Origin of the sequence: Streptomyces sp. MUSC 14 (assembly GCF_001866675.1) — a bacterium.
Taxonomy (GTDB): Bacteria; Actinomycetota; Actinomycetes; order Streptomycetales; family Streptomycetaceae; genus Streptomyces.
The window spans coordinates 153,516-175,939 of sequence record NZ_MLYN01000063.1 but is presented as its reverse complement, the minus strand read 5'-3'; the positions used below and the strand labels follow the sequence as shown (position 1 = coordinate 175,939).

Here is a 22,424-nt window from a genome sequence, read left to right as displayed (position 1 = left end):
CCTGACCCGAGCCCAACGACTCCCCCCGGAGTACACCGAACAGAGAGTGGAACTCCTGGTGGACCGCCTCGCCATCCTCTGACACACCATCCCGGCGGGCACACAGCGCGCCCTGGGCCGTGTTTGAGATGTGGTCAGGATGCCTGGCATCCCTGCGGGCCTGGAGATTCAGGCGCTGGGTTTGTTAGCGTGAGGGTCGAGGACACGCGAAGACACGGTCCGGTACGGGTTAGTCCGGGCAGCGCCACAGGGCGCCGAACACCTCACTTCGCCGGCAGCCTCTGTGTACGGGACTGCCGCTGCCAGGTGTGACCTGTGTGTCCCTTTCTCTGTCGTTGAGCGAGGAAGGGACGGCTGGCATGCCGTATCCACATGTGATCGTTATCGGCGCGGGGCTGGGCGGACTGTGTCTGGCACAGGGCCTGCGCCAAAGAAATATCGGCTTCTCGGTGTACGAACGGGACGCTGCCCTGGTGTCCCGCCAACAGGGCTATCGCATCCACATCGACACCCACGGGGACAGCTCCCTGGCAGACACCCTGCCGTCGGAGTTGTACCGGCTGTTCCGGGCCACGGCCGGGGTGCCACTGACGTGCACCCCGGTATTCGACAGTCAGCTAAGGCAGTTGGCCATACTGGAGGGAGACGGAGGCACTCATCTCGCGGTCGACCGGCTGACGCTACGCCGGATACTGCTGACGGGGCTGGAGGATGCCGTCACGTTCGGCAAGAGGTTCACCCACTACCGCACCGGGGCGGACGGCCGGGTTGTGGCCTGCTTCGGCGACGGGACCGAGGCGAGCGGCGATGTGCTCGTGGCCGCAGACGGGGTGAACTCCCCGGTACGCCGCCAGCATCTTCCCCATGCACGGGTGGTGGACACGGGGCTGCGCCAGCTATACGGGAAGGTACCCCTCACGAAGGCGACCAGGTCCCTCTTCCGGGAGGAGATGTTTGCCGTGTTCACGCCGGTCATCGGACCGGGAAAGCAGTTCGTCGGCGTCGCCCCGGTCGAATTTCCCGAGCCGCCGGGACGGGCCGCCGGCCGACTCGCGCCTGCGGCAGCCCTGGACCACAGCGCGGACTACATGACGGTCTCCTTCGGCTCCCGCCGCGAACATCTCCCGTACAACGACGCCCAGTTGCAGACAATGACCGGAGCTGAACTGCAGAGGGCAACCCTCAAGCTGATCGAAGGGTGGCACCCCCAGGTCCGCCGGATCATCGAACACTGGCTTCCCGAAAGCATCTTCCCCCTGACCCTGCGCACCAGCGTGCCCATCCCCGCATGGCACCCAAGCCGCATCACTCTGCTCGGGGACGCTGTCCACGCGATGAGCCCAGCAGGCGGGATCGGCGCGAACACCGCCCTGCGCGACGCCAGCCTGCTCGCCGCCGCACTGGGGAAGGCAGTCCGCGGCCAGCCGATCATCGACACGCTCGCCGAATACGAATCCGTGATGACGGGATATGGATTCGATGCGGTGCGTGCCTCGGCCGACAACGGACGGCGCATGCTCGGCCAGGACCCATTGCCGGCGTCCTGACAGCATCCGAGCCCAACAGGGCCGCCACGGGCAGGAAACCGGGCCGAGCCCTGAGCGACGCCCCTGCCGGCCCAAGGCCATGGGACGATCTTGCTATGGCTCGCAGGGACCTGACGGGTACGCAGGGGACGCGGCTGGGACCGCTGTTGCCTCCAATACCGAAAATGGGCAGGCCGACTCGGGGCCGGCGGCAGGTCTTCGACGGAATCTGGTGGCGGGCCCGCACCGGCTCACCATGGCGGGACGCGTCCGAACGGTACGGGCCGTGGCAGACGGCATACACGGTCTTCCGACGGTGGCAGATCGATGGAACCTGGGCCGGCATCTTAAAAGCTGCAGGCCAAAGCGGATACCGACGGGATCACCGGTTGGGAGGTCTCGGTCGACTCCCCTGTCTGCCGAGCCCACCCGCATGCCGCCGGGGCTCGCAAAAGGGGCTGATGATCTGGGCCGGAAGCGTCCGGACGGCCTGGAGGCGGAGCCGGACGACCATGGCCTTGGGCGTTCGAGCGGCGGCCTGACCACCAAGATTCACCTTGCCGTAGACGCCTCCTTCCACGTCCTCGCGCTGGTCGTCACGGCAGACCGGCGTGGGGACGCACCCGTGTTCCAACAGCTCATTGACCACATCCGCCTACCTCCGCAGACGCAAGATCCCGCACATCATCCCGGAGAAGCGAGACCGGACCCGGCACCGCCCGCGACGTGGCTCGGCCGGTGGACGCCCTCCCGGATTCGACCGCGAAACGTACGACAAGCTCGCGGCTCGCTACGAGGCGACCGTCCGACTCACCCTCATACGACAGACGCTGTGAGTACATCTCAAACACGTCCCAGGGTCCATGCCCCCAGGTTCCGACTCCCTCGTCGGCGTCGGATCCGGATCGGCGCTTCCGGGGGTCGAGAATGCGGCGCCGGCTCCGTCCCAGGGGTAGGCGTGGCCGGGACGGACTGCGCGAGGAGGAAGGAGCACCCCGTGACGATTCAGCGGATGGACAACGTAGGCATCGTCGTCGACGACCTGGAGGCTGCCGTCGCCTTCTTCACCGAGCTCGGCATGGAGCTGGAAGGCGAAGCGCAGATCGAGGGAGTCTGCCCGGACCAGATGCTCGGGCTCGACGGGGTCCGCAGCGCCATCGCGATGATGCGCACCCCGGACGGCCACGGCAAGCTGGAGCTGACGAAGTTCCACAGCCCCGCGGCGATCACTGCCGGACCGCCCGACCCGGCACCCAACACTCTGGGCCTGCACCGTGTCATGTTCGCCGTCGACGACATCGACGACACGATCAACCGCCTGCGCCGCCATGGTGCCGAACTCGTCGGCGAGGTGGCGCAGTACGAGAACGCCTACCGACTCTGCAACCTCCGCGGCCCCTCAGGAATCATCGTCGCTCTGGCCGAACGGATCAGCCAGGTTCCGGCCTCTCCGAACGGTCGAGGCTGAGACTTGGCAGTAGCGTCACGCCGGTGAATCTGAACCTCTTCGACGATGTGCCTGACGGCCTGACTCAACGAGCCCGCTCGTTCGTCCGCGCACACGGCGTCAAGGCCGATGTCCCTTCCGTCGAGGAACACAGACAGTGGTGGCTTGAGCGAGACATCCCCGCGACGGTCATCGACCGGATGGCGGCATATCAACAGCGATGGGGTGGCCTGGTCCTGCCACCCGCATCCACGTACGACGGCGGCCCGAGGTACTTCGCGGCGGACTCTCCCGAAGGCTCCGCGTCCGAGGGGTGGTGGTTCGAAGCGGGCGTGCAGCGGACAGCGGTTCCTTACTCGTTCATGATCGGGCCATCTGGTGAATTCGGCATCCACGCAGGTCAGTGGGCGCCCCTCCATGCCGCTGTGGAGGGCTGGGTGGAGTCGCTCGCACTGACCCACCACGCGTCCAGGTGGGCGAAGAAGATCGTCAAGGTCACTGGCGACGAGGTCGACGGCATCGTGCTGGACGAGTACGAGCCGGTGCGCGAGGTGCTGGGCCTGGCCGACACCTGGTGGCGAGGGGCCGACTCGCTGGTGGCGATCTGTTCAGGAGAGGCCGAGGCCCTGTCCTTCCCGCGGGGTCGCACCGCGTTGATCTACTCCGGTCTGGATGAGTGGGGCCTGCGAGGAGGCGTCGAGGACGGTGGCAGCTGAGAACGCTGCGGGCCCGTGACACCGGACCGAGCGCGGGCTACCGCTTCCCGACGGTGTAGGTCAGGTGGGTCACCCGGGACGATGCGTCCGTGCGGCCCTGGTCGAGGGCGAGGTGGGCCGGGTCCACGCGGTCGAACAGGCGGATGCCGGTGCCGAACAGGACGGGCGCGAGAGTGATCGAGAACTCGTCGATCAGGCCACCGTCCAGGTACTCCTGGATCGTCTCGGCGCCACCGGCGATGCGGACGTCGCGGTCGCCGGCGGCCTCGCGGGCCTGGTCCAGTGCGCTGGAGATGCCGTCGTTGACGAAGTGGAAGGTCGTGCCGCCCGGCCGCTCCCACGGGTCACGCCTGGTGTGGGTGACGACGAACACCGGGGTGTGGAACGGAGCCTCCTCGGGCCATGCCAGCTCGCCGGCGTCGAACATGCGCTTGCCCATGACGCTCGCGCCGGTGCGCTCGTACGTCGCCCGGGCGATGTCGTTGTCGACTCCTTCCTCGCCACCCTCGCCGAGCCTGAGGCTCTCCCGGAACCACCGCTGCGGGAACAGCCACGCCTGAAGCTCCGACCACTTCGCCATCCAGCGCTGGACCCTGGGGTCGTTCTGGCCTTCGGGCGAGAAGACGTCCTCGACGGGCACGGCCTCCGGGGCCATGAAGCCGTCGAGCGACATCGTCACGCTGAAGAACACCTTGCCGGCCATCAGCCTTCCGCTCCCTTCGGCGTGGTCTCGTTCCGGCCGGTCTCGTTCCGGGTGAGTTCGGCGACGTAGGCCGCCAGGTTGCTCAGCGTCTGCTCGCCGCCCTCGATCGCGTGGTACTTCTCCACCGCCTCGTCGCGCAGCGCCTTGGTGGGGAACACCGCGCGCATCACGATCCGGGTCTCCTCGCCGGCCGCCTCGAAGGTCAGGACCGACTCGAAGGCGTTGGGGTCGTCGCGGGACTCGCCGTGCAGCATCGCGATCCGCTCCGGCGGGACGATCTCGGTCCAGGTGATCCACTCCTGGTAGTCGGTCCCGTCCGGCCCGTGCATCACGAAGGCCCAGGCCCCGCCGACGCGGAACTCGAAGGACCGCGTCGTGGTGGTGAACCCGTCCGGTCCCCACCACCGCGACAGGTGCCGGACCTGCGTGAACGCCTCGAACACCAGCTCCCGTGGGGCGCCGATGGCCCGGGAGACCACGATCGCGCGGTCCGCGGTCGTGGGGTCGGGCTCGCCGCCGCTACTGATCGTCGTCATCCGGTGGTTCCTCCTGCCTAGCCTGTTTCAGATCGCGCACGTAGTCGTCCAGCCGGTCGAAGGTCTCGTTCCAGAACCGTTCGAAGCCGCCCACCCACTCGTGGACCGGCCGCAGCCCGCGGGCGTCCAGGCCGTACAGCCGCTGCTTGCCCGCCCCGCGGACCCGCACCAGCCCGACCTCGCGAAGCACCCGCAGGTGCTTGGACGCCTGCGGCTGGCTCATTCCCAGCTCCCGCGCCAGCTCGGTCACGGGCCGCTCGCCGCCCCGCAGCAGCAACAGGATCTCCCGCCGCTGCGGCTCGGCGATCGCGTTGAACGCGTCCGAGGTCGTCGCCGCTCGTGCCATGCCACTATCGTATGCCTATATCGGCATGCGTCAACGACTGTGTGACCGACGACCGGCCTGAGGTGCCGAGAACGCCGGCCCGGCGGGAGGGGACGACCGCAGATGTCAGCGGCGCGCAGCCGACTGAGTCGTCGTGGGTCGACATCGCGCTGTTCGATCAGCCCCGCGTCGCGCAGCACGGTGAAGTGGGCGGCTGCGGGCGGTCCTGCTGACGGGCAGGTCGAAGGTGCCACAGGCACGGGACCCGTCGGAGGCGTCGGCCGGCTCCCGGATGATCGTGCGGCGCACGGGATCGGCGACCGCGTTCAGCGCGTCCTGGAGGGACACCTCGGCCGGATGGGTGCGGGTGAGGCTGCGGGCACGCCGCGATCCGCCCTGCCCGCCGTATCCCTGAATGGACGCCACCAACGGCTGAGCCGTCCCCCGGCTCCTGATCCCCCGCCGCCCTCATGGGCGAGGCCGCCCATCTGCGCGGGATGCGCACGATGGGCGGCCTCACCACGGGTGGCGGTCCTGACCGCTCCGCGCTAGCTGAACCGGAACCGCTGGAAGCCGGCGTAGGGACCGCTCTGGTCCTGGCAACCGAAGTCACGCAGACCGTAGTTGCTGTCGTCCACGCACTTGCCCGTGGCGACGTTCTGGAACACCCACGTGCCGTCGGACTGCTGGGACAGCGCGAACTGCTGGAAGCCGGCGTAGGGGCCGGTCGGGTTCTGGCAGCCGAAGTCGCGCAGGCCGTAGCTGCTGTCGTCGACGCACTTGCCCGTCGCCTCGTTGTGCAGGGACACGGTGCCCCCGCCGCCGGGCGGGATCGGCATGGCCGAGGCCGTACCGGTTCCCATGAAGAGGAGCGAGCCGGCGACGGCCGCGCTGCCCGCGACCATGCCCATCAACTTACGCATGTGCCTGTACCCCCTGGTGAACGATGAGACGAACTGGATCGGCCGAGGCCTGGGACGGCCACGGCCCGAACGGCAACTCCCTTGCGGCATCTGCTCTCTGCCGTACCGGGGTGCTACGTCGATCACCCTCGCACCGTGCGCGGAAGGGCGACAACGGTCAGCCGGTTTCCCGTACGTTCCCGTACACCCCGCCGAGCCGTCCGAGCAGCGCGCGTGCTTCGGCGAGTTCCGGCGCCCCCAGCTCCTCGAAGAGCGGCAGCGCGGCCGAGAGGTGCGGGCGGGCCGCGTCGGGTTCCCCGGCGGCGTGCAGGGACCTGGCGATGCCGAACAGCGCTCCGGCCCCCGCGTGCCGGTCGCCGGCAGCGCGCGCCACGCCCAGGGCTTCCCGCAGGACGGCCCGGACCTGTTCGTGCTGCCCCTGGTCCTCGTGAAGTTCGGCGATGTTGTGCAGGGCGAGCCCCAGGCCGAACAGGTCCCCGTCCGCGCGGTGCATCGCCAGCTTCCGCCTCAGGTAAGCGAGGGACTCCTGAGGCCGGCCGGGTTCGTGCAGGCAGATGGCGACGGTGTTCAGCGCCGAGGACTCGCGCTTGCGGTCGGCGGCGCGCTGCGCCGTGGCGAGGGCCTGCAACGCATAGGCCAGGGCGGTGTCCAGCTGCCCCGACTCGAAGAAGACCCGGGTCAGATTGCTCAGTGTGGCGGCCTCGCCGCTGACGTCGCCCAGTTCCCGCCGCACTTCCAGGGCGCGGGTCAGCTGCGGAGCGGCCTCGCCGGGACGGCCGAGCGCGGTCAGGAAGATCCCCAGGTTGTTGCGCACCCAGGCCTCGGCGGCACCATCGCCGGCGCCGAGGGCGGTCGCCAGCCCCAGCTCGTGGACGCGCCGCCCTGCCTGCCACTGGCAGCGCACGAACAGGTAGGAGAACAGCGTGGTCGCCAGGCGCCAGGCGAGGTCGGTGTCCGGCACGGCGGTCGCGGCCCGTTCCACGGCGGCCAGCAGGTTCTGGTGCTCGCGCTCGTACCAGGCCATCGCCTCGGCGCCGTCGGCGAACTCGGCCGGCACAGCCGCCGACGGGTCCTGAGCCGACGGCCAGGCGTAGCGCGACGGGAAGAGCCGCCCGGCAGCGCCGTCGGCCGTGGCCTGGTACCAGCTCAGGACGCGGACGGTGGCCGCGCGCTCCTCGGCCCTGTCCCGCGCGGCGTATCCGGCGGCGTGGGCGCGCAGCAGGTCGTGCAGGGCGTAGCGGCCCTCGGTCCGCTGCTGGACCAGGTGCTCGTCCTGCAGCTCCTCCAGCAGCAGCTCGGCCTGCGCCTCGTCGAACCCGCTCGACGCAGCGACCGCCGCTGGTGTGAAGTCCTGGCCCGGAACCACCGCCAGCAGCCGGAACAGCCGCCGGGTCCGGGCGTCCAGGCCCTCGTAGGACAGGTCGAAGACGTTCTGCAGCGACTGCCCACGGACGCCGACCCGATTCCACGCCGTACTCGTGCAGCCGGCTCAGCAGGTAGGCCATGCTCCACGAGGGCCGCGCACGCAGGCGAGCGGCGACCGGGGCGACCGCCAGCGGCAGGTACCCGCAGGCCGCCGCCACCGCCGCGGCCGCCTCCGGCTCCGCCGCCACCCGCGATCCGTGCGAGCGGCGCGACCGCCTCGCCGGGATCGAAGACGTCGAGCTGGGTCACGGCGGCGGCGTCGAGTCCGATCAGGCTGCGGCGGCTGGTGACCAGCACCAGGCAGGTCGGGGAGGCGGGCATCAGCGGCAGCACCTGCTGTTCGTCGGCGGCGTCGTCGAGGATGATCAGCGCGTCCTTGCCGGCGACACGGTCGCGGAACAGGGCCGCGCGCGCCTCCAGGCCGTCCGGGATCTGCCGGGCGGGAACCTCCATCTGCTGCGGAAAGGTGTCCAGAACCGCCGCCGGGTCAGCCGGCGGCAGCTGGGGGTCGAAACCCCGCAGGCTCACGTACAACTGCACGTCGCGGAACCGGCCGCGGCGCACCAGCTCGTGGGCCGCGCGAAGGGCAAGCTACGTCTTGCCGACCCCGGCCATGCCTTCGATCGCGGAGATCACCACGGTGGCCGTACCACCGCTCCCGGGTGTCTCGGCTGCCCTCTGCGCCACCGTCAGCAGGACCTTGAGCTCCTGGTCGCGCCCGGTGAACGTGGTCAGGTCCGCGGGCAGTTAGCGCAGCGCCCCGGCCGCCCCGCCGGTCCTGGCCCTGGTGCACACCCTGCCGTACGCCTCCCGCCAGCGGAGGACGTCCTCGCCCGCGCCCAGTGCTCGTACGATCCCCTCCACCAGCTCCAGGTCCAGCCGGCGCCGGCCGGACTTGAACACGTCGACCAGTGTGGACGGGGACACCTCGCGCGGCGGCCGCAGCAGCGGTCCCACCCGCCTCGCCAGCACCCGGTACGACGGTTGTCCGCCCCACGCCCGCAGCGCGCCCAGCTGATCGATGAACCCCGCCAGGTCCGCGGCCTTGCCCGGATCCGGCGCCCCCGCCCCGAACGACCCCGCCACTGCACCTGCCCCCTCCGCAACGGCCCCACGTCGGCGATGACAGCACTCTTCGGTGAGTGCGCGTCCGTACCGGATCAGCTCGGACACACCGGGTCGGTGCCGTAGGACCGGTTCGAGCCGGAGCGGGCGAAGAACTGCACCGGATGGTTCCCGGGAACGGCGATCCAGATCACGGAGTCGTTCGCCGAGGACTGGTGGTTGCAGATCCACTCCGTCGCCGTCCGAGCTGCCCCGGATATGTAGTTGGCGCCCGAGAGGCAGGCGCTGTAGAGGGTGCGCATGAGCGAGTTCCCTTTCCTGTCGACCGTCTGTCCGTTCAGGCTCTGGAATGCTCGTGCCCGTGGTCCGACGGGTGGCGTCGGGCACGGGAATCAGGGAGTCGGACGGAATGTCCGCCCTCGAATGATTCGCATCGGGAATCTAGGGCCGGCAGCCGATGGTGTGAGGTGTCTTGTCGCACGGTGAAGAGGGGATTCCGGTGCCGCAGTGCACAGTGAGCCGGAAAGGCACGGGATGCCCCGGCACGCGCCTGCCCACCACGCTGCACCGTGCCGTCGAACAGCGGCAGATGCCCGTGTCCATCGTGCTCGTCGAGTGACCCGTCACCTCACGATGGCGCCGCGTAACAGTGCACGGTCACCGTCTGGGACGGGCCCCATCGTTGCTCGACCGTGGCCAACAGTTCCCAGCCCAGCCGCTCGTACAGGGCCGCTGCGGCGGTATCGGACGCCACTACGTCGAGCACCGGGTGCAGGCCATGACGTCGTGCTTGCGCCACGGCTCGGCCGATCAGCAGTGCGCCGATCCCATGCCCCCTGGTCCGCGGGGCGACGAACAGTCGGCTGACCACGGCAGTCAGGTCCCTGCTCGTCCCGTTCCGTTCGCTCCACAATCCGGGGGCCAGATCTCCTTCACCGCCGCGGGACAAGCTGACATGGCCGACGAGACGGCCGCCGAGTTCAGCGACCCAGGCCCCCAACAGCGAGGCCTGCGACAGCCACTGATCGGGCTGGCCGGGCCAGTTGACCGGGTATCCGTCACGTCGATGGACTTCCTCAAGAACCCGCACACATTTCTCGACATCGCCATCGGTCCGCCGCCGGACCCGCCGGACCGGCCTCTCCACAGCAGCCCCTGAGTTCTCGATACTCACTTCGGCATGGAAACACGGGCCCCGAGTCACAACCAGCAGAATGTCGCTTCTTGGCCCCACGACAGGTGTGGCTTTCGGCCACGTTCTCGGCAGTCCTGATTCATGGGCAACCCTCCGCACGACGCTCGACCCGTCTTCAGCGGTGCTGATAGATCCCTGCCTGCATGGGGTCGAACCCAGGCAGTCGCCCGATCGGAAGAGGGGGAACATTCATGCTCACTCGCACAAAGTCCGCTGTCGGCCTCACGGCCGCCGGCCTGGTCCTCGGTCTGACCGGCACGCTCGCCGGCGCAACCACGGCCACTGCCGTACCCACCCACCAGGTACACACCCGAACCGTCACTGTCCAAGCCGTCGACAACCTCGGCCTCAGCACCAGCGAAGGCAAGAGCGTGCAGTGCTACGTCCGCGGTGCCGGATACAGCCCCGGCACGATCGACGGCCAGCTCGGCTCCGCCAGTTGGGCAGCCTGGCAGCGTTTCCTCAACGCCCTCAAATACAACGCCGGAACCGTCGACGGCGAGGTCGGCCCCAACACCGTCCGCGCACTCCAGCGCTTCCTCAACTACCTCGGCTACGACACCGGCGGTGTCGACGGCATCGCCGGGACCAAGACCAAGGCCGCCTGGAAGTCGTTCTCCCACCTCGGCAACGGCACGGACGGAAGCTGGTGCTGACCACCCGTCGCGACACCGGCCTGTCCTGATCAACTCCGGCCTGAGGCCTGGTCTCGGAGCCGGCAGCGGACGGCCCCGGCTCGGAAACGGTCCGAGCCGGGGCCTTTCGTTCCGCGGACGCGGCGGGCACGGCGGCCGATGCGGACGCGGCGGACGCGGCGGCCGATGCGGGCCGTGGGTCAGCCGCGCGCCGAGCGTCTGGCCGCGCGGGAGCTGCGGATCGCGCGGGTGAGGAGGGGCGGCAGCAGGTCGGCCGCGATGCGGCGGGGGAGGCTGCGGCCCGGGACGGCGGGTGCGGAAGGCCGGACGGTCGTGCGTTCAGCGACCGGCGCGGGTTCGGGCTCTGCGGCGTGCCGGGAGGGCGGGACGGACGGCGCCCGCATGCCCTTGGACTTGAGCCGGATGATGCGGTGTCCGGCCGCCTCCTGGACGCTGAGGTGGCAGTCCTCACGTCCACGTGCCATCGCCAGCAGTTCCTCCTGCACCGGGGCGGGATCGCCCCAGGTGCCGTACAGCTTCTGTGTGCTCAGACAGATCGGGCGCAGGCCCCTGTTGAGCACGGCCTCCCAGGCGGCCACGGAGACGCCGGGGGTGTGCTCCGAACGGAAGTCGTCCAGGACGACGACTCCGCCGGGCAGCAGCAGGTCGTGCGCCGCGCCGATGTCGGCGTACACGTGCTCGTACAGATGCGAGGCGTCGACGTGGACGAACCGGCAGGAGCGGGGCTCGACCTCTTCCGGCACCAGGGAGCTGGGCCCCTGCAGGACGCGGGGCAACTCGCCGTGGAACGAGAGGTAGTTCTCCTCGAACGCCCGTCGGCTGAGCGCGCCGTACGACTTCGTCGACTCCGCCCGGTTGGCATCGTCCGGCGCATCACCCTCGAAGAGGTCACACACCGTGTACCGCTCACCGTCCCGGAGGCGGCTGCCGAGGAAGATCGCGCTCTTCCCCATATACACCCCGACCTCCAGGAGATCGCCCCGCATGCCTGCGGACTTCTGGTGGGCCAGGAGCCAGTCGAAGAGCATCTGGTCCAGTACGGGGAACCACCCGGGAACGTCGTCGAACCGACGGGGTGGCCGGGGTGCGTCGTGTACGGCCGTCATGCGAACAGGCACTCCCTTGCGAGAACGAGCAGGTGCGGAACTGCTGCGCGCCTGCCCCAGGACGCCTGTCCAAACGCGGGGCGAGATGAACGGTGGGCCAATTCCCGTGGTCCGTGCGACGTGGCAGGGGGGCGACGAGCGTCGTGCGCAATGAGTAGAAGGACTCATGACGCCCGCTGAACTGCGGGGGAAGATCTGGGGATGACGACGCTGAGGAAGACGAGGGCCAGGCTCGGGATGCTGCCGTTGGTGGTGGCGGTCCTGCTGACGGCGGGGTGCGGAACGCAGAGGGCAGGGGATGCCGCCGACGCGTACCGGCGCTCGCATCCGACACCGACCGGCATATCGACGCCGAGAACGCCGAGTACGCCAACAGACTTCCCCTGCCCGGGTGAGAGCCCCGGAACGAAGCCGCCCAGCGCCGCCTCCACCCCCGGCTCGACCGTGCCGCCGACCGACCACTACGCCGAGAACCACGGCTTCAGAGTTCCCATCCCGCTCCACGGCCGGAACCGCTGCGACGGACTCACCGCCGTCAGACACGTCGAGACCGCACTCGACCCGCTGCGCCGGCGCGGCGACTTCGCCCCGGACAGCGTCCGCCGCGCGCTCACCGGCCTCGGCTACTCCGCCGGGAAGGTGCAGGCGTACCAGAACGGCCCGACCGGGGTCGGCTTCCTCATCGACATCGGCGCCTCTCCCTGGTGCGTGGAGGGCACGATGAGCAGTGACTCCACCAGGGCGGACGCCTTCGGCGGCTACCCCGACGGCACCGGCTGCGAGCCCCCGAGCGGCGGCCACTGACCAGGACCTGGACCTGCGCCTCCCAGCTCACCACCTGGTCATTCCGGCAAGAACACCGATGACCTGGTGGTGCAAGTCGGCACCCGGTACAGACGCTTGCGACCGGCCGTGCCGACGAACCGGCCTCCGTTCGTGTCGATCACACGCCGGGAAGCGGTGTTCGTCTCGTCGCAGGTCAACAGTGCCCGTGTGATGCCGAGCGAGGCGGCGATCGGCAGGGCTGCGGCGAGCATCGCGGTGGCGTGGCCCTGTCGGCGTGCGCTGGGCCGCACGTCGTAACCTATGTGCCCGCCGGCCTGTTCCAGGGCCGGGGTCAGCCGGTGGCGGATGGCGAGTCGGCCGAGCATCTGGCCACCTTCGCCCCACCACAGCGTCGTCATCGGCACGAACCCGTCCCGGCGCGGCGCGGCTTCGTCCCGCTCGCCCAGGAGGCGGGTGATGTAGGCGTCGAAGGCTGTGGCGTCGGTCAGAGCGGGCGGGTCGACATCGGTGACGAACCACGGAACCGGGTAGTCGCTGTCCTCGCGGAACTCGGCCACCGCCGCCAGGAACGACGTGCGCAGCCTGGCGGTCGGATCGATCAGCTCGGGCATCTGCCCATCATGCCCGTGGGTGCGTCCTGGGCCGCTGCCCGGATTTCACTGGCCGTACTGAGGTGCGGGGTACGGAGCGGCCTGCGGCGGGTACTGGGGCTGGTTGTACGCGTAGTCGCCCAACGTCGCCACGGCGGTGGCCTGCGAGTTGGCCACCGCGGTGCCGCCTCCCGAGGCCACGGCACGGGCCTGCGAGTTGGCCACCGCGGTGATCTGCGGAACGCCGCCGTAGCCGTCGGCGAAGCCGACGCCGGCACCGACGGCGCACAACCCGACGACGGCTCCGGCCACGACGACGGCACGCTGAATCCTGCGCATGATGGGACCCTTTCCGATCCGGGCGCGAGGCCCTTGATCTGAGAGAAATGAGCGTATACGTACACTTCGTGACAATTCTTAATCACTGGTCCCCTCTGTACCGGTCGGCTCGCCGGGCACATCCACGTCCTGCCGCGACGGTCGTTAGTCGGACATGACTACTGATCCCGTCCGCCGGGCACGCCGCCCCCAGCGCCGCCACGAGGTTCGTCGCAAGGCCGTAGAAGGCGAGCAGGGTGCTGAGCAGGGTGACGACCGGGCTCTGCGTCGCCGTCAGCGGTCGATCCGGGCCAACTCCGCCTTCAGTGCGGTGACTTGCATCTCATGGACCGCGTACGGGAGATCATCGGGTTCCCCGCGCCGTTCATCGCCGACAAGAAGGACAGCCGTCTCGGCGAGTTCGCGATGCGTTTCATCGCGCACAGTACGTTCTTCTGCCTCGCCACGTCCGACGAGGCCGGGCAGCTCGACATCAGCCCCAAGGGTGGTCCGCCGGGCGCCGTAAGGGTGTTGGACCCGTGGACACTGGTCCTGCCGGACCGTCCCGGCAACAAGCTCGCCGACACCGCCGAGAACCTGACCCGCCATCCGGGCGTGGGCCTGGTCTTCCTGGTGCCCGGGCTTCGGGAGGTGGTGCGCGTGAACGGAGACGCGTTCCTCAGCGACGACCCGGAACTGGAGACGAACTCGCGCGGACGCGGGTGGCACTTCTGCAGGAAGATCCCCGATCCGAAGCCGACGAGGTCGTAGCCCGCCAAGCCGCGGACCTCTTCCGCCTCCACCACAGGCGCCCCCAGCACCTCGCCCGTCGTGTACTCCCTTCGCCACAGGCGGAAAGCGTCCGCTACGGGGTGAGACCGGCTCGGACGAGACGCAATGCGGCCGCCGGGTCCGTGGCGCGTGTCACCGTCCTGCCGACGACGACGTGCGAGGCCCCAGCGGTGATCGCCGCATGCGGTGTCCCGGCGCGGGTGTGCTCGGCCGGGGATTCGCCCGGGAGCGCGACGCCCGGAGTGACGATCAGGGCACCGGGGCCCAGGGTGTTGCGCAATGCCGCGACGTCCCGCGGCGAGGCGATCACGCCATGGCAGCCGGCCCGCTGCGCCAGCCGGGCCAGCCGGAGCACCTGCTGGTCCACCGCAGCGCTGACACCGATGTCGGCGAGATCCGCGTCGGTCATGCTGGTGACCACGGTCAAGGCGAGGACGCGCAGTTGGGGGAAGTCGCGGGCGGCCTTGACCGCGGCGGACATGATGCCGCTGCCGCCCATGCCGTGCACGGTGACCATGGACACGCCCAGTGCTCCCGCGGCCCGAACCGCACCGGCAACCGAGTTCGGGATCTCGAAGAGCTTGAGGTCCAGGAAGACCTCCTTGCCCCGGGCGACCAGGCCCCTGACGACGTCCGGCCCCGCTGCGGTGAGCAGTTCAAGGCCGACTTTGTAGAAACGGCACTCGTCACCCAGCCGCGCGACGACGGCATCGGCGGTTGCGCGACTGTCGCAGTCCAGGGCGACGATGATCTGGCTGATCGGATCCACGGGGGGCATTGTGCCGCCACAGGTGGTCCTCGTGGCGGCCCTGGGGGCGGTGAACGGAGGGAATACGGATCCGCGCTTGATCTTTGAACGCGGTGGCACGGTCGGCGCCGGCCCTCTGGCGCGCGGCCGGGCAAGGCTTGTCCGGACGAGAGAGTGCGGTGATCACGCGATGCAGGCGGTGCGGTTTCACGAGTACGGCGGGATCGATGTGCTGCGGGTGGAGGAGGTGGAGCGGCCGGTGCCCGGTGCTGGGCAGGTGCTGGTCGAGGTCCGCGCGGCCGGGATCCAGCCCGGCGAGGCGCACATCCGCACGGGCGGGCTGCACGAACGCTGGCCGGCGGCGTTTCCTTCCGGGCAGGGCAGCGATCTGGCCGGCGTCGTGGTGGAGGCCGGCCCGCACGTCCGGGGCTTCGCGGTGGGCGACGAGGTTCTGGGCTTCACTCACCGGCGGGCCAGCCACGCGCAGTTCGTCGTGGTCGACGACGTGAACCTGGTCTCCCGTCCGGCGGGGTTGGCCTGGGAGGTGGCCGGGGCGCTGTACGTGGCCGGCACGACCGCCTACGCCACCGTGTTCGCGGTGGACCCCGGCCCGGACGACACGGTCGTCGTCTCCGGTGCTGCGGGCGGCGTCGGGTCGCTCGCCGTGCAGCTCGCGCGGCGGCGCGGGGCCACGGTGATCGGGCTGGCGAGCGAGCGGAACCATGCCTGGTTGACGGGGCACGGTGTCGTCCCGGTCGCGTACGGGCCAGGTGTGGCCGAGCGGATCCGTCGGGCGTCGGGCGGCAGGGTCGACGCGTTCATCGACACCTTCGGCGACGGCTATGTGGCCCTGGCGGTGGAGCTGGGTGTGCGGCCCGAGCGAATCAACACGATCCGCGACTGGCAGGCCGCGGCCGAGGTCGGCGCGCGGACCTACGGAGAAGGTGCGGCGGCGTCCGCGGTCGTGCTCGGCGAGCTCGCCCGGCTTGCCGCGCGCGGGCAGTTGGAGGTGCCGGTCGCCCACACCTACCCGCTGGAACAGGTGCGAGACGCCTTCCGCGAGCTGGAACAGCAGCACACCCACGGCAAGATCGTGCTCCGGCCCTGAAGGGTGTCGTTCGGATCAGCAACGCGGCGCCACCGCATTAGAGTTGGGCCGACGGACGACACACGGGGGCAATGATGACTGGTCAGTGGGAGTCACTCGGCGAAGCCGGAGGCATCGAGGCGTACGTGCACCGCCCGGCCGGTGAGGTGCGCGGCGCGGTGGTGGTCTGCTCCGAGCTGTACGGAGTCAACGCCTACGTCCGCGAGACCTGCGCGGAGCTGGCGGCGGCCGGCTACGTCGCGCTGGCGCCCGACTACTACTGGCGCAACGCTCGTCGCACCGCGCTCGGTTACTCCGCCGAGGAGCGCGAGGACGGTCTGGTGCTGATGCGCGCGCTGGACCGGGACGAGCTGGTGGCTGACGCTTCCGCGGCGCTGGCGACGGCGCGGGCCGAGGCCGGGGGCGGGGCGTGGCGTTCCTCGGTCTGAGCATGGGCGGTCACATCGCGGTGCGGGCGGCGACCGAGCTGAGCTTCGAGTTGGCCGCGGTCTTCTACCCTGGCTGGCTGCTGAACAGCGGCTTCCCGCTGGTCGGGCCCGTGCCCCCGCTGGAGACCAGTGAACGGATCGCCGCGGGCGGCGCCTTTGTGCTGGGCTTCCGCGGCGAACTGGACCACATCATCCCGGCCGAGGAATGGCAGCAGGCCGAGCAGCACCTCGCCAAGGCCGAGGTGCCGCACGAACTGGTCAGCTACCCGGGTGCCCGCCACGGCTTCGCCTGCGCCGACCGCCCGGAGGACTACGACCCGCAGGCCGGCGCCGACGCCTGGCGGAGGGTGTACGCCGCCCTGGCGTCACACCTGTGACCTCACGCCCTCCCCGGTGGTACGACGGCCCTGTGCCTCGATCTGCTCGTTGCGCGGTGGTTCAGCGGACCCAGGTGCCGGTGAGGTCCTGGACGGCCGAGCCGTCGAGGTCCGCGAGTGTGGTGGCGACGAAGTCGCGGGCCCATGCCGAGGTCTGGATCCGGAAGGCCGGGTGGTCGGCGGTCAGGGCGTCGATGATCGGGGCGGCGGCCTCGGCCGGGGACTGGGCGGCGCCGAAGGCCTGCTGGGTGCGGGCGATGTACGCCTCAAGGGCCGGAGCGTAGGGTCCCGCGGCGGCGAGCAGGGCGGGGACGTCCAGGCCGAGGTTGGTGACGAACTCGCTCGCCACCGCGCCCGGTTCGACCACGGTGACGTCGACGCCGACGGTGGCGGCGACGGGGGCGAGGGACTCCATGAAGCCCTCGACGGCGAACTTGGCGGCGCAGTAGGCCTCGTTGAAGGGCTGGCCGAGGACACCGCCGACGCTCGTGACGGTGATCACGCGGCCCTGGGCTGCGCGCAGGTGGGGCAGGGCGGCGCGCGTGGTGGCCACCACGCCGAAGAAGTTGACCTCCATGGCGGAGCGGACGTCGTCGAGGTCCATCTGCTCGATGGTGCCGACCGTGGCGGCGCCGGCGTTGTTGACCAGTGCGTCGAGGCGGCCGTGCTCGGCGATCACCTCGTCCAGGCAGGCGGCGATGCTCGCGGGGTCGACCACGTCCAGGCGCTTGACCTGGATCCGGTCGGCGACGCCGTTCTCGGCGGCGGCCTTGAGCAGGGTCTGGGCCTTGCCGGTGTCGCGCATGGTCGCGATGGTCGTCCAGCCCGACCGGGCGGCGCCGAGGGCGGCGGCCAGGCCGATGCCGGAGGACGTACCAGTGATCAGAACCGTCTTCGGGGAGGTCATCAAGGTCTCCTTGCCCGTCGGTGGGAAGCGGCGTCGACAGTAACCGGGGAGTTCCCCGGTTAATCGCAACGCTAACCGGGGAACTCCCCGGTTGTCCAGTTAGACTGGCTTCCAGACGAAGGGAGCCGCCTTGACCACCCAGCCGGGCCCACTGCGGGCCGATGCCCGCCGCAACCGCGAGCGCATCCTCGAAGCGGCCGTACGCGCCTTCTCCGAGAAGGGCGCGGACGCTCCGATCGACACGATCGCCAAGGCCGCGGGCGTCGGCTCGGCCACGCTCTACCGGCACTTCCCCACACGCGAGGCACTGGTCGAGGCGGCCTACCGCAACGAGCTGGCCCGGGTCTGCGACAGCGCCGTCGAGCTGCTGGCCGACTTCCCGCCGGACCGGGCGATGCGCCTGTGGATGGACAGGTTCATCGACTACCTGGCCGCAAAGCAGGGCATGGCAGAAGCCCTGCGGGCCGCGGTGGCCTCCGGCGCGGACCCCTTCGCCGAGAGCCTCGACAGGCTCAGCGCCGCGATCGGAACGCTGCTGCACGCCGGAGCCGAAGCCGGACTCCTGCGCTCGGACCTCGAACCCATCGATGTCGGCCTCAGCCTCAACGGCGTCGCACTGGTCACCAGCACTCCGGCCCAGCGCGACCGGGCCGACCGCCTCCTCGACCTGCTCCTCGACGGGCTCCGCTACGGAGCGGCCTGACAACCCGTCAGACTACCGCGCCCAGCGTCCCATGGTCGGCGCGGTGCCGACGAGGCATTCGATGCCGGCCGGGAAGCCGGCGAGGGCGTGGGCGGTCAGGCGCAGGTGGCCTTCGAGGCAGACCAGTTCGTCCTGTCTCTCGCCGACAAGGATGAGCGCCGGAAACCGCTCGCCACCGATGAGCGCGCGAGCCGCGTCGAGGAACGGTTCGTTGGGTACGTCGAATGCCCGTCGCCCTGCCTTGACGCGTGCGGCGGCGTCGGTCGGGCGGCGGCTGCCACCCGACAGTTCGACCCAGTAGGAATAGTCGACGTAGCGCACGCGGGCCGCCTCGTCGGCGGACAGGAGCGCCCTGGTCCACGTGACATGCGTGGGGAAGTTCTCGAACAGGTCGCGGTTCTCGCCGTACCCGCGCGTCGCGGCGAGCAGAGCGCGACGCGCGCGGTTCGCTCCGGCGTCGGAGAGGTCCGGCCGCGTCAGCAGCCGCTCGGCCCGCCCGCAGGCCGCCAGGTGGGACCGGAGGTTCCGGCCGAACCTCCGGCTGGACAGCTCGCCGCTCAGGAAGCAGGCGATCATCTCGTCCTCGCTGCTCGTGCCCAGTACCTGCACGACCGTCAGCATAGGTTCAGGTGGCCGGCCGGATCAGGCCGGGCCCTCCAGGGCGAGCAGGACGGTGCGGAGGTCGTCGTTGAGGCGGCTCTGGGCGGTCGGGGACAGCGCGGCCAGCAGCGACTGTTCCGCCTGGGTCTTCACGGCGAACACCTCCGTCGCGCGTTCCGAGCCCGCCGGGGTGAGGGTGACCAGCACCGAACGACGGTCGTCGGGGTCGAGTTCCCGGGTGACCCAGCCGCTGCGCTCCAGCCGGCTGACCCGGTTGGTGACGGCGCCCGAGGTGAGTTGCAGCTGGGTCATCAACTGGCCCGCGGTCAGCTGGTGTCGGGGCTCGGTTCTCATCAGGCAGGCGAGGAGTTCCAGCTCCCACAGTTCGATGTCGTGGGGCGCGAGTTCGCGCTTGATCTCGGTCTCCAGCCGGTGGGCCAGCCTGCGCACCCGGTAGGCGAGTGCCTTGGCTCGCAGAGTCTCCGGATCGAGCTGATCGGCGACGACCTCGGTCAGTATGTCCACGTAGTCCTGTTGCCCGGGGCGCGTCACCATCGTCCCATCCTAATCGAGAGCGTTGAGAATCTTCACGTTCGCGCGTCGGTGGCCGACGTCGGGGCAGCCGACCGTGCGGCCGGACACATGCGTGCGGTGCTGTGTGCGACCGCGGGCGACACGCCCGTGATCGCGAACCCGGTCGCGCCGGCACCGGACGCGCCGACGGCCGGCGCGCGCACCGCCGGCGGCGTCACAGGTCTCCCGAGGGGGCGGTGCGCCGGTCCGGTTCGGTCCAGGCGGCCACGGCTCCGGCCAAGGCTCGGACCTCGCCCCCGCCCACGGCTTCGACCTCGGCTCCGGTCTCGGCTCCGGTCTCGGAGAGACGACCGGCGGATGTGGTGACGTGGGCGACGTGGCCGTCCGGCCGGATCAGCGCGGCGCGCACACCGTGCCACGCGGCGCCGCGTACGGCGTCCTGCGCGTCGACCGGGCGCGCGGTCACCACCTGCGTCCGCGCCCCGCCCAGGCCGGCCAGGGCGGCCCCTGCGCCGCGGTCACCGGTGAGGTCGACGAGCAGGAACCGGTCGGCGCGCAGCGTGCGCAACAGGGAGCCTGAGGTCAGCGTCAGGTCCGGCACCCGGGTGCCCACCAGCGGGTGGGCGCCGGCCGGACGCGGGTAGCCGACGCCGAGGCCGGACACCCAGCCCGTCAGTTCCGCGGCCACCTCACCGCCCCGTTCGATGAACCTGCTGAACGTCGCGCGCAGCGCCGCGGCGGCACGGCCGAAGGTGTTGAACAGCGCGTCCTGCGCCAGCGTGTCCGCGATGAGCCGGTCGGCCACGGGCCGCCGTTCGCTGTCGTAGCCGAACTCCCCCGTGACCAACGCCTCCGGCGCCCATCCGTGCACCTCGGCCGCCAGTTTCCAGGCCAGGTTGGCCGCGTCCTGCAGGCCGACGTTGAGGCCCTGGCCGGCGGCGGGCATGTGGATGTGCGCGGCGTCGCCGGCGAGCAGTATCCGACCCGCGCGATAGCGCTCGGCGTGCCGGCTGCTGTTGCCCGACCTGGACAGCCAGGACGGACTGTGCACGCCGAAGTCACGGCCGCAGATCCGGGTCAGCGCCGTGCTCAGTTCCGCCAGGGTGAACGGCTCGGCCTGCCTGCGCCGCACCTCCTGCGACGTCAGTCCGGTATCGGCCGACTTTGCGCCGAAGACGCGGATCGAGGTCTCGCCCAGTCGCATGTAGCCGACGTAACCGGCGTCGTTCCAGAAGTACTCCACACCGTCCAGTGGGTCGGTCGCCTCCACATCGGCGACGAAGCCGATCATGGTGGGGTTGCTGCCGGGGAAGTCGATGCCGGCGGCGGCGCGCACGATGCTGCGCGCGCCGTCCGCGCCGACCAGATACCGCGCCGTGCGAGGGACGTCACCGGCCCGGATCCGCACCTCCTCCCCGCTCTGCACGACGTCGGTGACCTCGACGCCGTAGTGCACGCGAACCCCGCGGTCACGCAGGTGCTCCGCGAGCATCTCCCGGGTCTGCCACTGCGGGACCATCAGCCCGAACGGGAACGGCGTGTCCAGGCCGCTGTAGTCGAGCCTGGCCGGCAGCGCGGCGTAGTGCGCCGACCTGACCCGCATGCCCCGCGCCACCAGGACGTCTCCGAGCCGTCGGCCGTCGCCGCCCTCCAGCGTGGTGAGCACTTCGAGAGTGCGGGGATGCACGGTTATCCCCTTGGTGTGACGGTCGAATTCCCGGTCGCGTTCGTACACCTCGACGCCGACCCCGGCCGCGTCCAGCAGCGCGGCCGTCAGCAGCCCCACCGGGCCGCCACCGGCCACGATCACGTCTGTGCTCATCATCCGCGTCCTCCCCCTCCCACTATACGAATATGAAGATAATGAACGTTAAGATATCTCGGTAAGGGCGCGCAAGGGTGCGGGCCGCGTCGCGCCTACGCGTTCGGGGACGGGGCGTGCATGCCTTCGAGGAGGGTGGCGAGGTAGCGGTGCGCGGTGTCGATCCGGTCGGCCGTGGTGCCCCCGTGCACGTTCACCGCGTGGGCGACGCCGCACATGAGCGGGACGAGGTCGGCGGCGGCGAGGCCGGGGCGGACGGTGGCGGCCTCCCGGGCCCGGCCGAGGAGTTCGGTGCCGACCGCCGCGAGCGACTCCTTGAGTTCCGTGGTGCGCGGGAGGGCGTCCGTGGCCGCGGCGGCGACCGGGGCCAGGGCGGCGTCGGTGATCTGCGCTTCGACGATGCACGACAGGAAGCTCTTCAGCGCGGACCAGGAGTCGGCGTCGGCCAGTGCGTCGCGGCCGTGTGCGGCAAGGTCTTCCAGGCAGGGGGTCGCGACGGTCTCCAGCAGCGCCTCGGGGGTGGCGAAGTGCCGGTAGACCGTACCGACCCCGAGTCCCGCCCGGCGGGCGACGTCGTTGAGCTGCAATCCGGTGCCCTGGTCGACCAGGTCGCGGGCGACGGCGACGATCCGGTCCCAGTTGCGGGCGGCGTCCTTGCGCAGCGGTGCGGTCGTCATGGGGGCAGTCCAGGTCGCTTGTCTCGTCACGGGGGTCCGGCGTCCGATCGTACGCGGGGCCTCCCGGCCCGCCCACCGCGGCCGTCAGCGCCGGTCGTGCACCTGGGCGAGGAAGCCGGTGATGGTCTCCAGCCACTGGTGCGGCTGCTCCAGGAAGGGCAGGTGCCCGGTGGCGAGCGCGGCGGTCTTCGCGCCGGGAACGGCCGTGGCCAGTTCGCGCTGGAGGGCGGCCGGTACCAGGGCGTCGGCGGTGGTGACGACGACGAGGGTGGGGACGACGATCGCGGCGAGGTCGGCGCGGACATCGGTGCGGCGGCCCAGGTCGACCTGGGCGCCGGTGCCGGTCGGCAGGGCCGAGGCGGTCTGCTCGGCGGCCGCGCGCACCTGGGCGGGCGTGAGGGAGTTCAGCAC

General features: G+C 70.6%; 28 protein-coding genes and 2 pseudogenes. 12 read left to right on the top strand and 18 right to left on the bottom strand.

Annotation, left to right across the window (positions count from 1 at the left end):
- The 5 genes and pseudogenes from BIV25_RS54710 to BIV25_RS36780 form a co-directional block, all read left to right on the top strand.
- A pseudogene (locus tag BIV25_RS54710) lies at positions 1 to 82 on the top strand (TetR family transcriptional regulator); the annotation flags it as partial.
- 235 nt (positions 83 to 317) lie between these two features.
- Complete coding sequence (locus BIV25_RS36790) at positions 318 to 1,547, top strand: NAD(P)/FAD-dependent oxidoreductase (protein ID WP_256256973.1); 1,230 nt, start codon at positions 318 to 320, stop codon at positions 1,545 to 1,547.
- Between the two features lie 95 nt (positions 1,548 to 1,642).
- Positions 1,643 to 2,362, top strand: a pseudogene (locus BIV25_RS48200) (IS5 family transposase).
- 161 nt (positions 2,363 to 2,523) lie between these two features.
- Positions 2,524 to 2,994 (top strand): VOC family protein, encoded by a 471-nt coding sequence (locus tag BIV25_RS36785; RefSeq protein WP_256256969.1) that lies wholly within the window; start codon positions 2,524 to 2,526, stop codon positions 2,992 to 2,994.
- 23 nt (positions 2,995 to 3,017) lie between these two features.
- Positions 3,018 to 3,689: a hypothetical protein gene (locus BIV25_RS36780; protein ID WP_071376867.1), complete on the top strand. Its 672-nt coding sequence runs from the start codon at positions 3,018 to 3,020 to the stop codon at positions 3,687 to 3,689.
- Positions 3,690 to 3,726: 37 nt separating this feature from the next.
- On the opposite strand, the gene BIV25_RS36775 is transcribed toward BIV25_RS36780, so the two are convergent.
- The 8 genes from BIV25_RS36775 to BIV25_RS36740 all read right to left on the bottom strand — a co-directional run bounded on the left by BIV25_RS36775 (position 3,727) and on the right by BIV25_RS36740 (position 9,840).
- A complete protein-coding gene (locus BIV25_RS36775; RefSeq protein ID WP_071376866.1) occupies positions 3,727 to 4,392 on the bottom strand; it encodes a dihydrofolate reductase family protein in 666 nt (221 codons plus the stop codon).
- Positions 4,392 to 4,928, bottom strand: a complete 537-nt coding sequence (locus tag BIV25_RS36770; RefSeq protein WP_071376865.1) for an SRPBCC family protein — start codon at positions 4,926 to 4,928, stop codon at positions 4,392 to 4,394. The genes BIV25_RS36775 and BIV25_RS36770 overlap by 1 nt, the downstream gene beginning before the upstream one ends.
- Entirely contained in the window at positions 4,912 to 5,274 is a 363-nt protein-coding gene (locus BIV25_RS36765) for a helix-turn-helix transcriptional regulator (protein WP_071376864.1), read from the bottom strand. The genes BIV25_RS36770 and BIV25_RS36765 overlap by 17 nt, the downstream gene beginning before the upstream one ends.
- Before the next feature lie 527 nt (positions 5,275 to 5,801).
- On the bottom strand, positions 5,802 to 6,176 hold the full coding sequence (locus tag BIV25_RS36760; protein ID WP_177235540.1) for an RICIN domain-containing protein: 375 nt from the start codon (positions 6,174 to 6,176) through the stop codon (positions 5,802 to 5,804).
- A 157-nt stretch (positions 6,177 to 6,333) separates the two neighbouring features.
- The gene (locus tag BIV25_RS36755) at positions 6,334 to 7,542 is read right to left on the bottom strand and encodes a tetratricopeptide repeat protein (RefSeq protein ID WP_071376862.1); all 1,209 of its coding nucleotides are present in this window, start codon (positions 7,540 to 7,542) and stop codon (positions 6,334 to 6,336) included.
- A gap of 806 nt (positions 7,543 to 8,348) precedes the next feature.
- Complete coding sequence (locus BIV25_RS36750) at positions 8,349 to 8,687, bottom strand: hypothetical protein (protein WP_071376861.1); 339 nt, start codon at positions 8,685 to 8,687, stop codon at positions 8,349 to 8,351.
- Between the two features lie 74 nt (positions 8,688 to 8,761).
- The gene (locus tag BIV25_RS36745; RefSeq protein ID WP_071376860.1) at positions 8,762 to 8,968 is read right to left on the bottom strand and encodes a hypothetical protein; all 207 of its coding nucleotides are present in this window, start codon (positions 8,966 to 8,968) and stop codon (positions 8,762 to 8,764) included.
- Positions 8,969 to 9,294: 326 nt separating this feature from the next.
- Positions 9,295 to 9,840, bottom strand: coding sequence for a GNAT family N-acetyltransferase (locus tag BIV25_RS36740; protein ID WP_177235539.1), 546 nt, complete (start codon positions 9,838 to 9,840; stop codon positions 9,295 to 9,297).
- 212 nt (positions 9,841 to 10,052) lie between these two features.
- Here BIV25_RS36740 and BIV25_RS36735 point away from each other — a divergent pair, with 212 nt between their 5' ends.
- Positions 10,053 to 10,517, top strand: a complete 465-nt coding sequence (locus BIV25_RS36735; protein WP_071376858.1) for a peptidoglycan-binding protein — start codon at positions 10,053 to 10,055, stop codon at positions 10,515 to 10,517.
- Between the two features lie 179 nt (positions 10,518 to 10,696).
- On the opposite strand, the gene BIV25_RS36730 is transcribed toward BIV25_RS36735, so the two are convergent.
- Positions 10,697 to 11,623 carry a class I SAM-dependent methyltransferase gene (locus BIV25_RS36730; protein ID WP_071376857.1) on the bottom strand — a complete coding sequence of 309 codons (927 nt, stop codon included), beginning with the start codon at positions 11,621 to 11,623 and terminating at the stop codon, positions 10,697 to 10,699.
- Positions 11,624 to 11,824: 201 nt separating this feature from the next.
- Here BIV25_RS36730 and BIV25_RS36725 point away from each other — a divergent pair, with 201 nt between their 5' ends.
- Complete coding sequence (locus BIV25_RS36725) at positions 11,825 to 12,427, top strand: hypothetical protein (protein WP_071376856.1); 603 nt, start codon at positions 11,825 to 11,827, stop codon at positions 12,425 to 12,427.
- A gap of 38 nt (positions 12,428 to 12,465) precedes the next feature.
- Here BIV25_RS36725 and BIV25_RS36720 read toward each other — a convergent pair whose 3' ends face one another.
- Positions 12,466 to 13,020 (bottom strand): GNAT family N-acetyltransferase, encoded by a 555-nt coding sequence (locus BIV25_RS36720; RefSeq protein ID WP_071376855.1) that lies wholly within the window; start codon positions 13,018 to 13,020, stop codon positions 12,466 to 12,468.
- 45 nt (positions 13,021 to 13,065) lie between these two features.
- A complete protein-coding gene (locus BIV25_RS36715; protein WP_071376854.1) occupies positions 13,066 to 13,338 on the bottom strand; it encodes a hypothetical protein in 273 nt (90 codons plus the stop codon).
- A gap of 324 nt (positions 13,339 to 13,662) precedes the next feature.
- Between BIV25_RS36715 and BIV25_RS36710 the strand changes: the two genes are divergently transcribed.
- Complete coding sequence (locus tag BIV25_RS36710; protein ID WP_079177103.1) at positions 13,663 to 14,088, top strand: pyridoxamine 5'-phosphate oxidase family protein; 426 nt, start codon at positions 13,663 to 13,665, stop codon at positions 14,086 to 14,088.
- 94 nt (positions 14,089 to 14,182) lie between these two features.
- Here the strand turns inward: BIV25_RS36710 and pyrF are convergent, their stop codons facing one another.
- Positions 14,183 to 14,887, bottom strand: coding sequence for an orotidine-5'-phosphate decarboxylase (gene pyrF / locus BIV25_RS36705; RefSeq protein WP_256256959.1), 705 nt, complete (start codon positions 14,885 to 14,887; stop codon positions 14,183 to 14,185).
- A gap of 160 nt (positions 14,888 to 15,047) precedes the next feature.
- On the opposite strand from pyrF, the gene BIV25_RS36700 reads away from it, so the two are divergent.
- The 3 genes from BIV25_RS36700 (at position 15,048) to BIV25_RS36690 (ending at position 16,770) form a co-directional block, all read left to right on the top strand.
- Entirely contained in the window at positions 15,048 to 15,965 is a 918-nt protein-coding gene (locus BIV25_RS36700; RefSeq protein ID WP_071376852.1) for an NADP-dependent oxidoreductase, read from the top strand.
- 71 nt (positions 15,966 to 16,036) lie between these two features.
- Positions 16,037 to 16,393, top strand: coding sequence for a dienelactone hydrolase family protein (locus BIV25_RS36695; RefSeq protein ID WP_071376851.1), 357 nt, complete (start codon positions 16,037 to 16,039; stop codon positions 16,391 to 16,393).
- Positions 16,375 to 16,770 carry a dienelactone hydrolase family protein gene (locus BIV25_RS36690; protein ID WP_177235538.1) on the top strand — a complete coding sequence of 132 codons (396 nt, stop codon included), beginning with the start codon at positions 16,375 to 16,377 and terminating at the stop codon, positions 16,768 to 16,770. The genes BIV25_RS36695 and BIV25_RS36690 overlap by 19 nt, the downstream gene beginning before the upstream one ends.
- A 61-nt stretch (positions 16,771 to 16,831) precedes the next feature.
- Here BIV25_RS36690 and BIV25_RS36685 read toward each other — a convergent pair whose 3' ends face one another.
- The gene (locus tag BIV25_RS36685) at positions 16,832 to 17,677 is read right to left on the bottom strand and encodes an SDR family NAD(P)-dependent oxidoreductase (RefSeq protein ID WP_071376849.1); all 846 of its coding nucleotides are present in this window, start codon (positions 17,675 to 17,677) and stop codon (positions 16,832 to 16,834) included.
- 130 nt (positions 17,678 to 17,807) lie between these two features.
- On the opposite strand from BIV25_RS36685, the gene BIV25_RS36680 reads away from it, so the two are divergent.
- Entirely contained in the window at positions 17,808 to 18,380 is a 573-nt protein-coding gene (locus tag BIV25_RS36680) for a TetR/AcrR family transcriptional regulator (RefSeq protein ID WP_071376848.1), read from the top strand.
- Positions 18,381 to 18,392: 12 nt separating this feature from the next.
- Here the strand turns inward: BIV25_RS36680 and BIV25_RS36675 are convergent, their stop codons facing one another.
- The 5 genes from BIV25_RS36675 to BIV25_RS54705 all read right to left on the bottom strand — a co-directional run bounded on the left by BIV25_RS36675 (position 18,393) and on the right by BIV25_RS54705 (position 22,424).
- Positions 18,393 to 18,989: a hypothetical protein gene (locus tag BIV25_RS36675; protein ID WP_256256955.1), complete on the bottom strand. Its 597-nt coding sequence runs from the start codon at positions 18,987 to 18,989 to the stop codon at positions 18,393 to 18,395.
- Between the two features lie 33 nt (positions 18,990 to 19,022).
- A complete protein-coding gene (locus BIV25_RS36670; RefSeq protein WP_071376846.1) occupies positions 19,023 to 19,535 on the bottom strand; it encodes a MarR family winged helix-turn-helix transcriptional regulator in 513 nt (170 codons plus the stop codon).
- 193 nt (positions 19,536 to 19,728) lie between these two features.
- Positions 19,729 to 21,339 carry an FAD-dependent monooxygenase gene (locus BIV25_RS36665; RefSeq protein WP_071376845.1) on the bottom strand — a complete coding sequence of 537 codons (1,611 nt, stop codon included), beginning with the start codon at positions 21,337 to 21,339 and terminating at the stop codon, positions 19,729 to 19,731.
- A gap of 92 nt (positions 21,340 to 21,431) precedes the next feature.
- Positions 21,432 to 22,013 (bottom strand): TetR/AcrR family transcriptional regulator, encoded by a 582-nt coding sequence (locus tag BIV25_RS36660; RefSeq protein WP_071376844.1) that lies wholly within the window; start codon positions 22,011 to 22,013, stop codon positions 21,432 to 21,434.
- An 84-nt stretch (positions 22,014 to 22,097) separates the two neighbouring features.
- Positions 22,098 to 22,424, bottom strand: a complete 327-nt coding sequence (locus BIV25_RS54705) for an alpha/beta fold hydrolase (protein ID WP_371273112.1) — start codon at positions 22,422 to 22,424, stop codon at positions 22,098 to 22,100.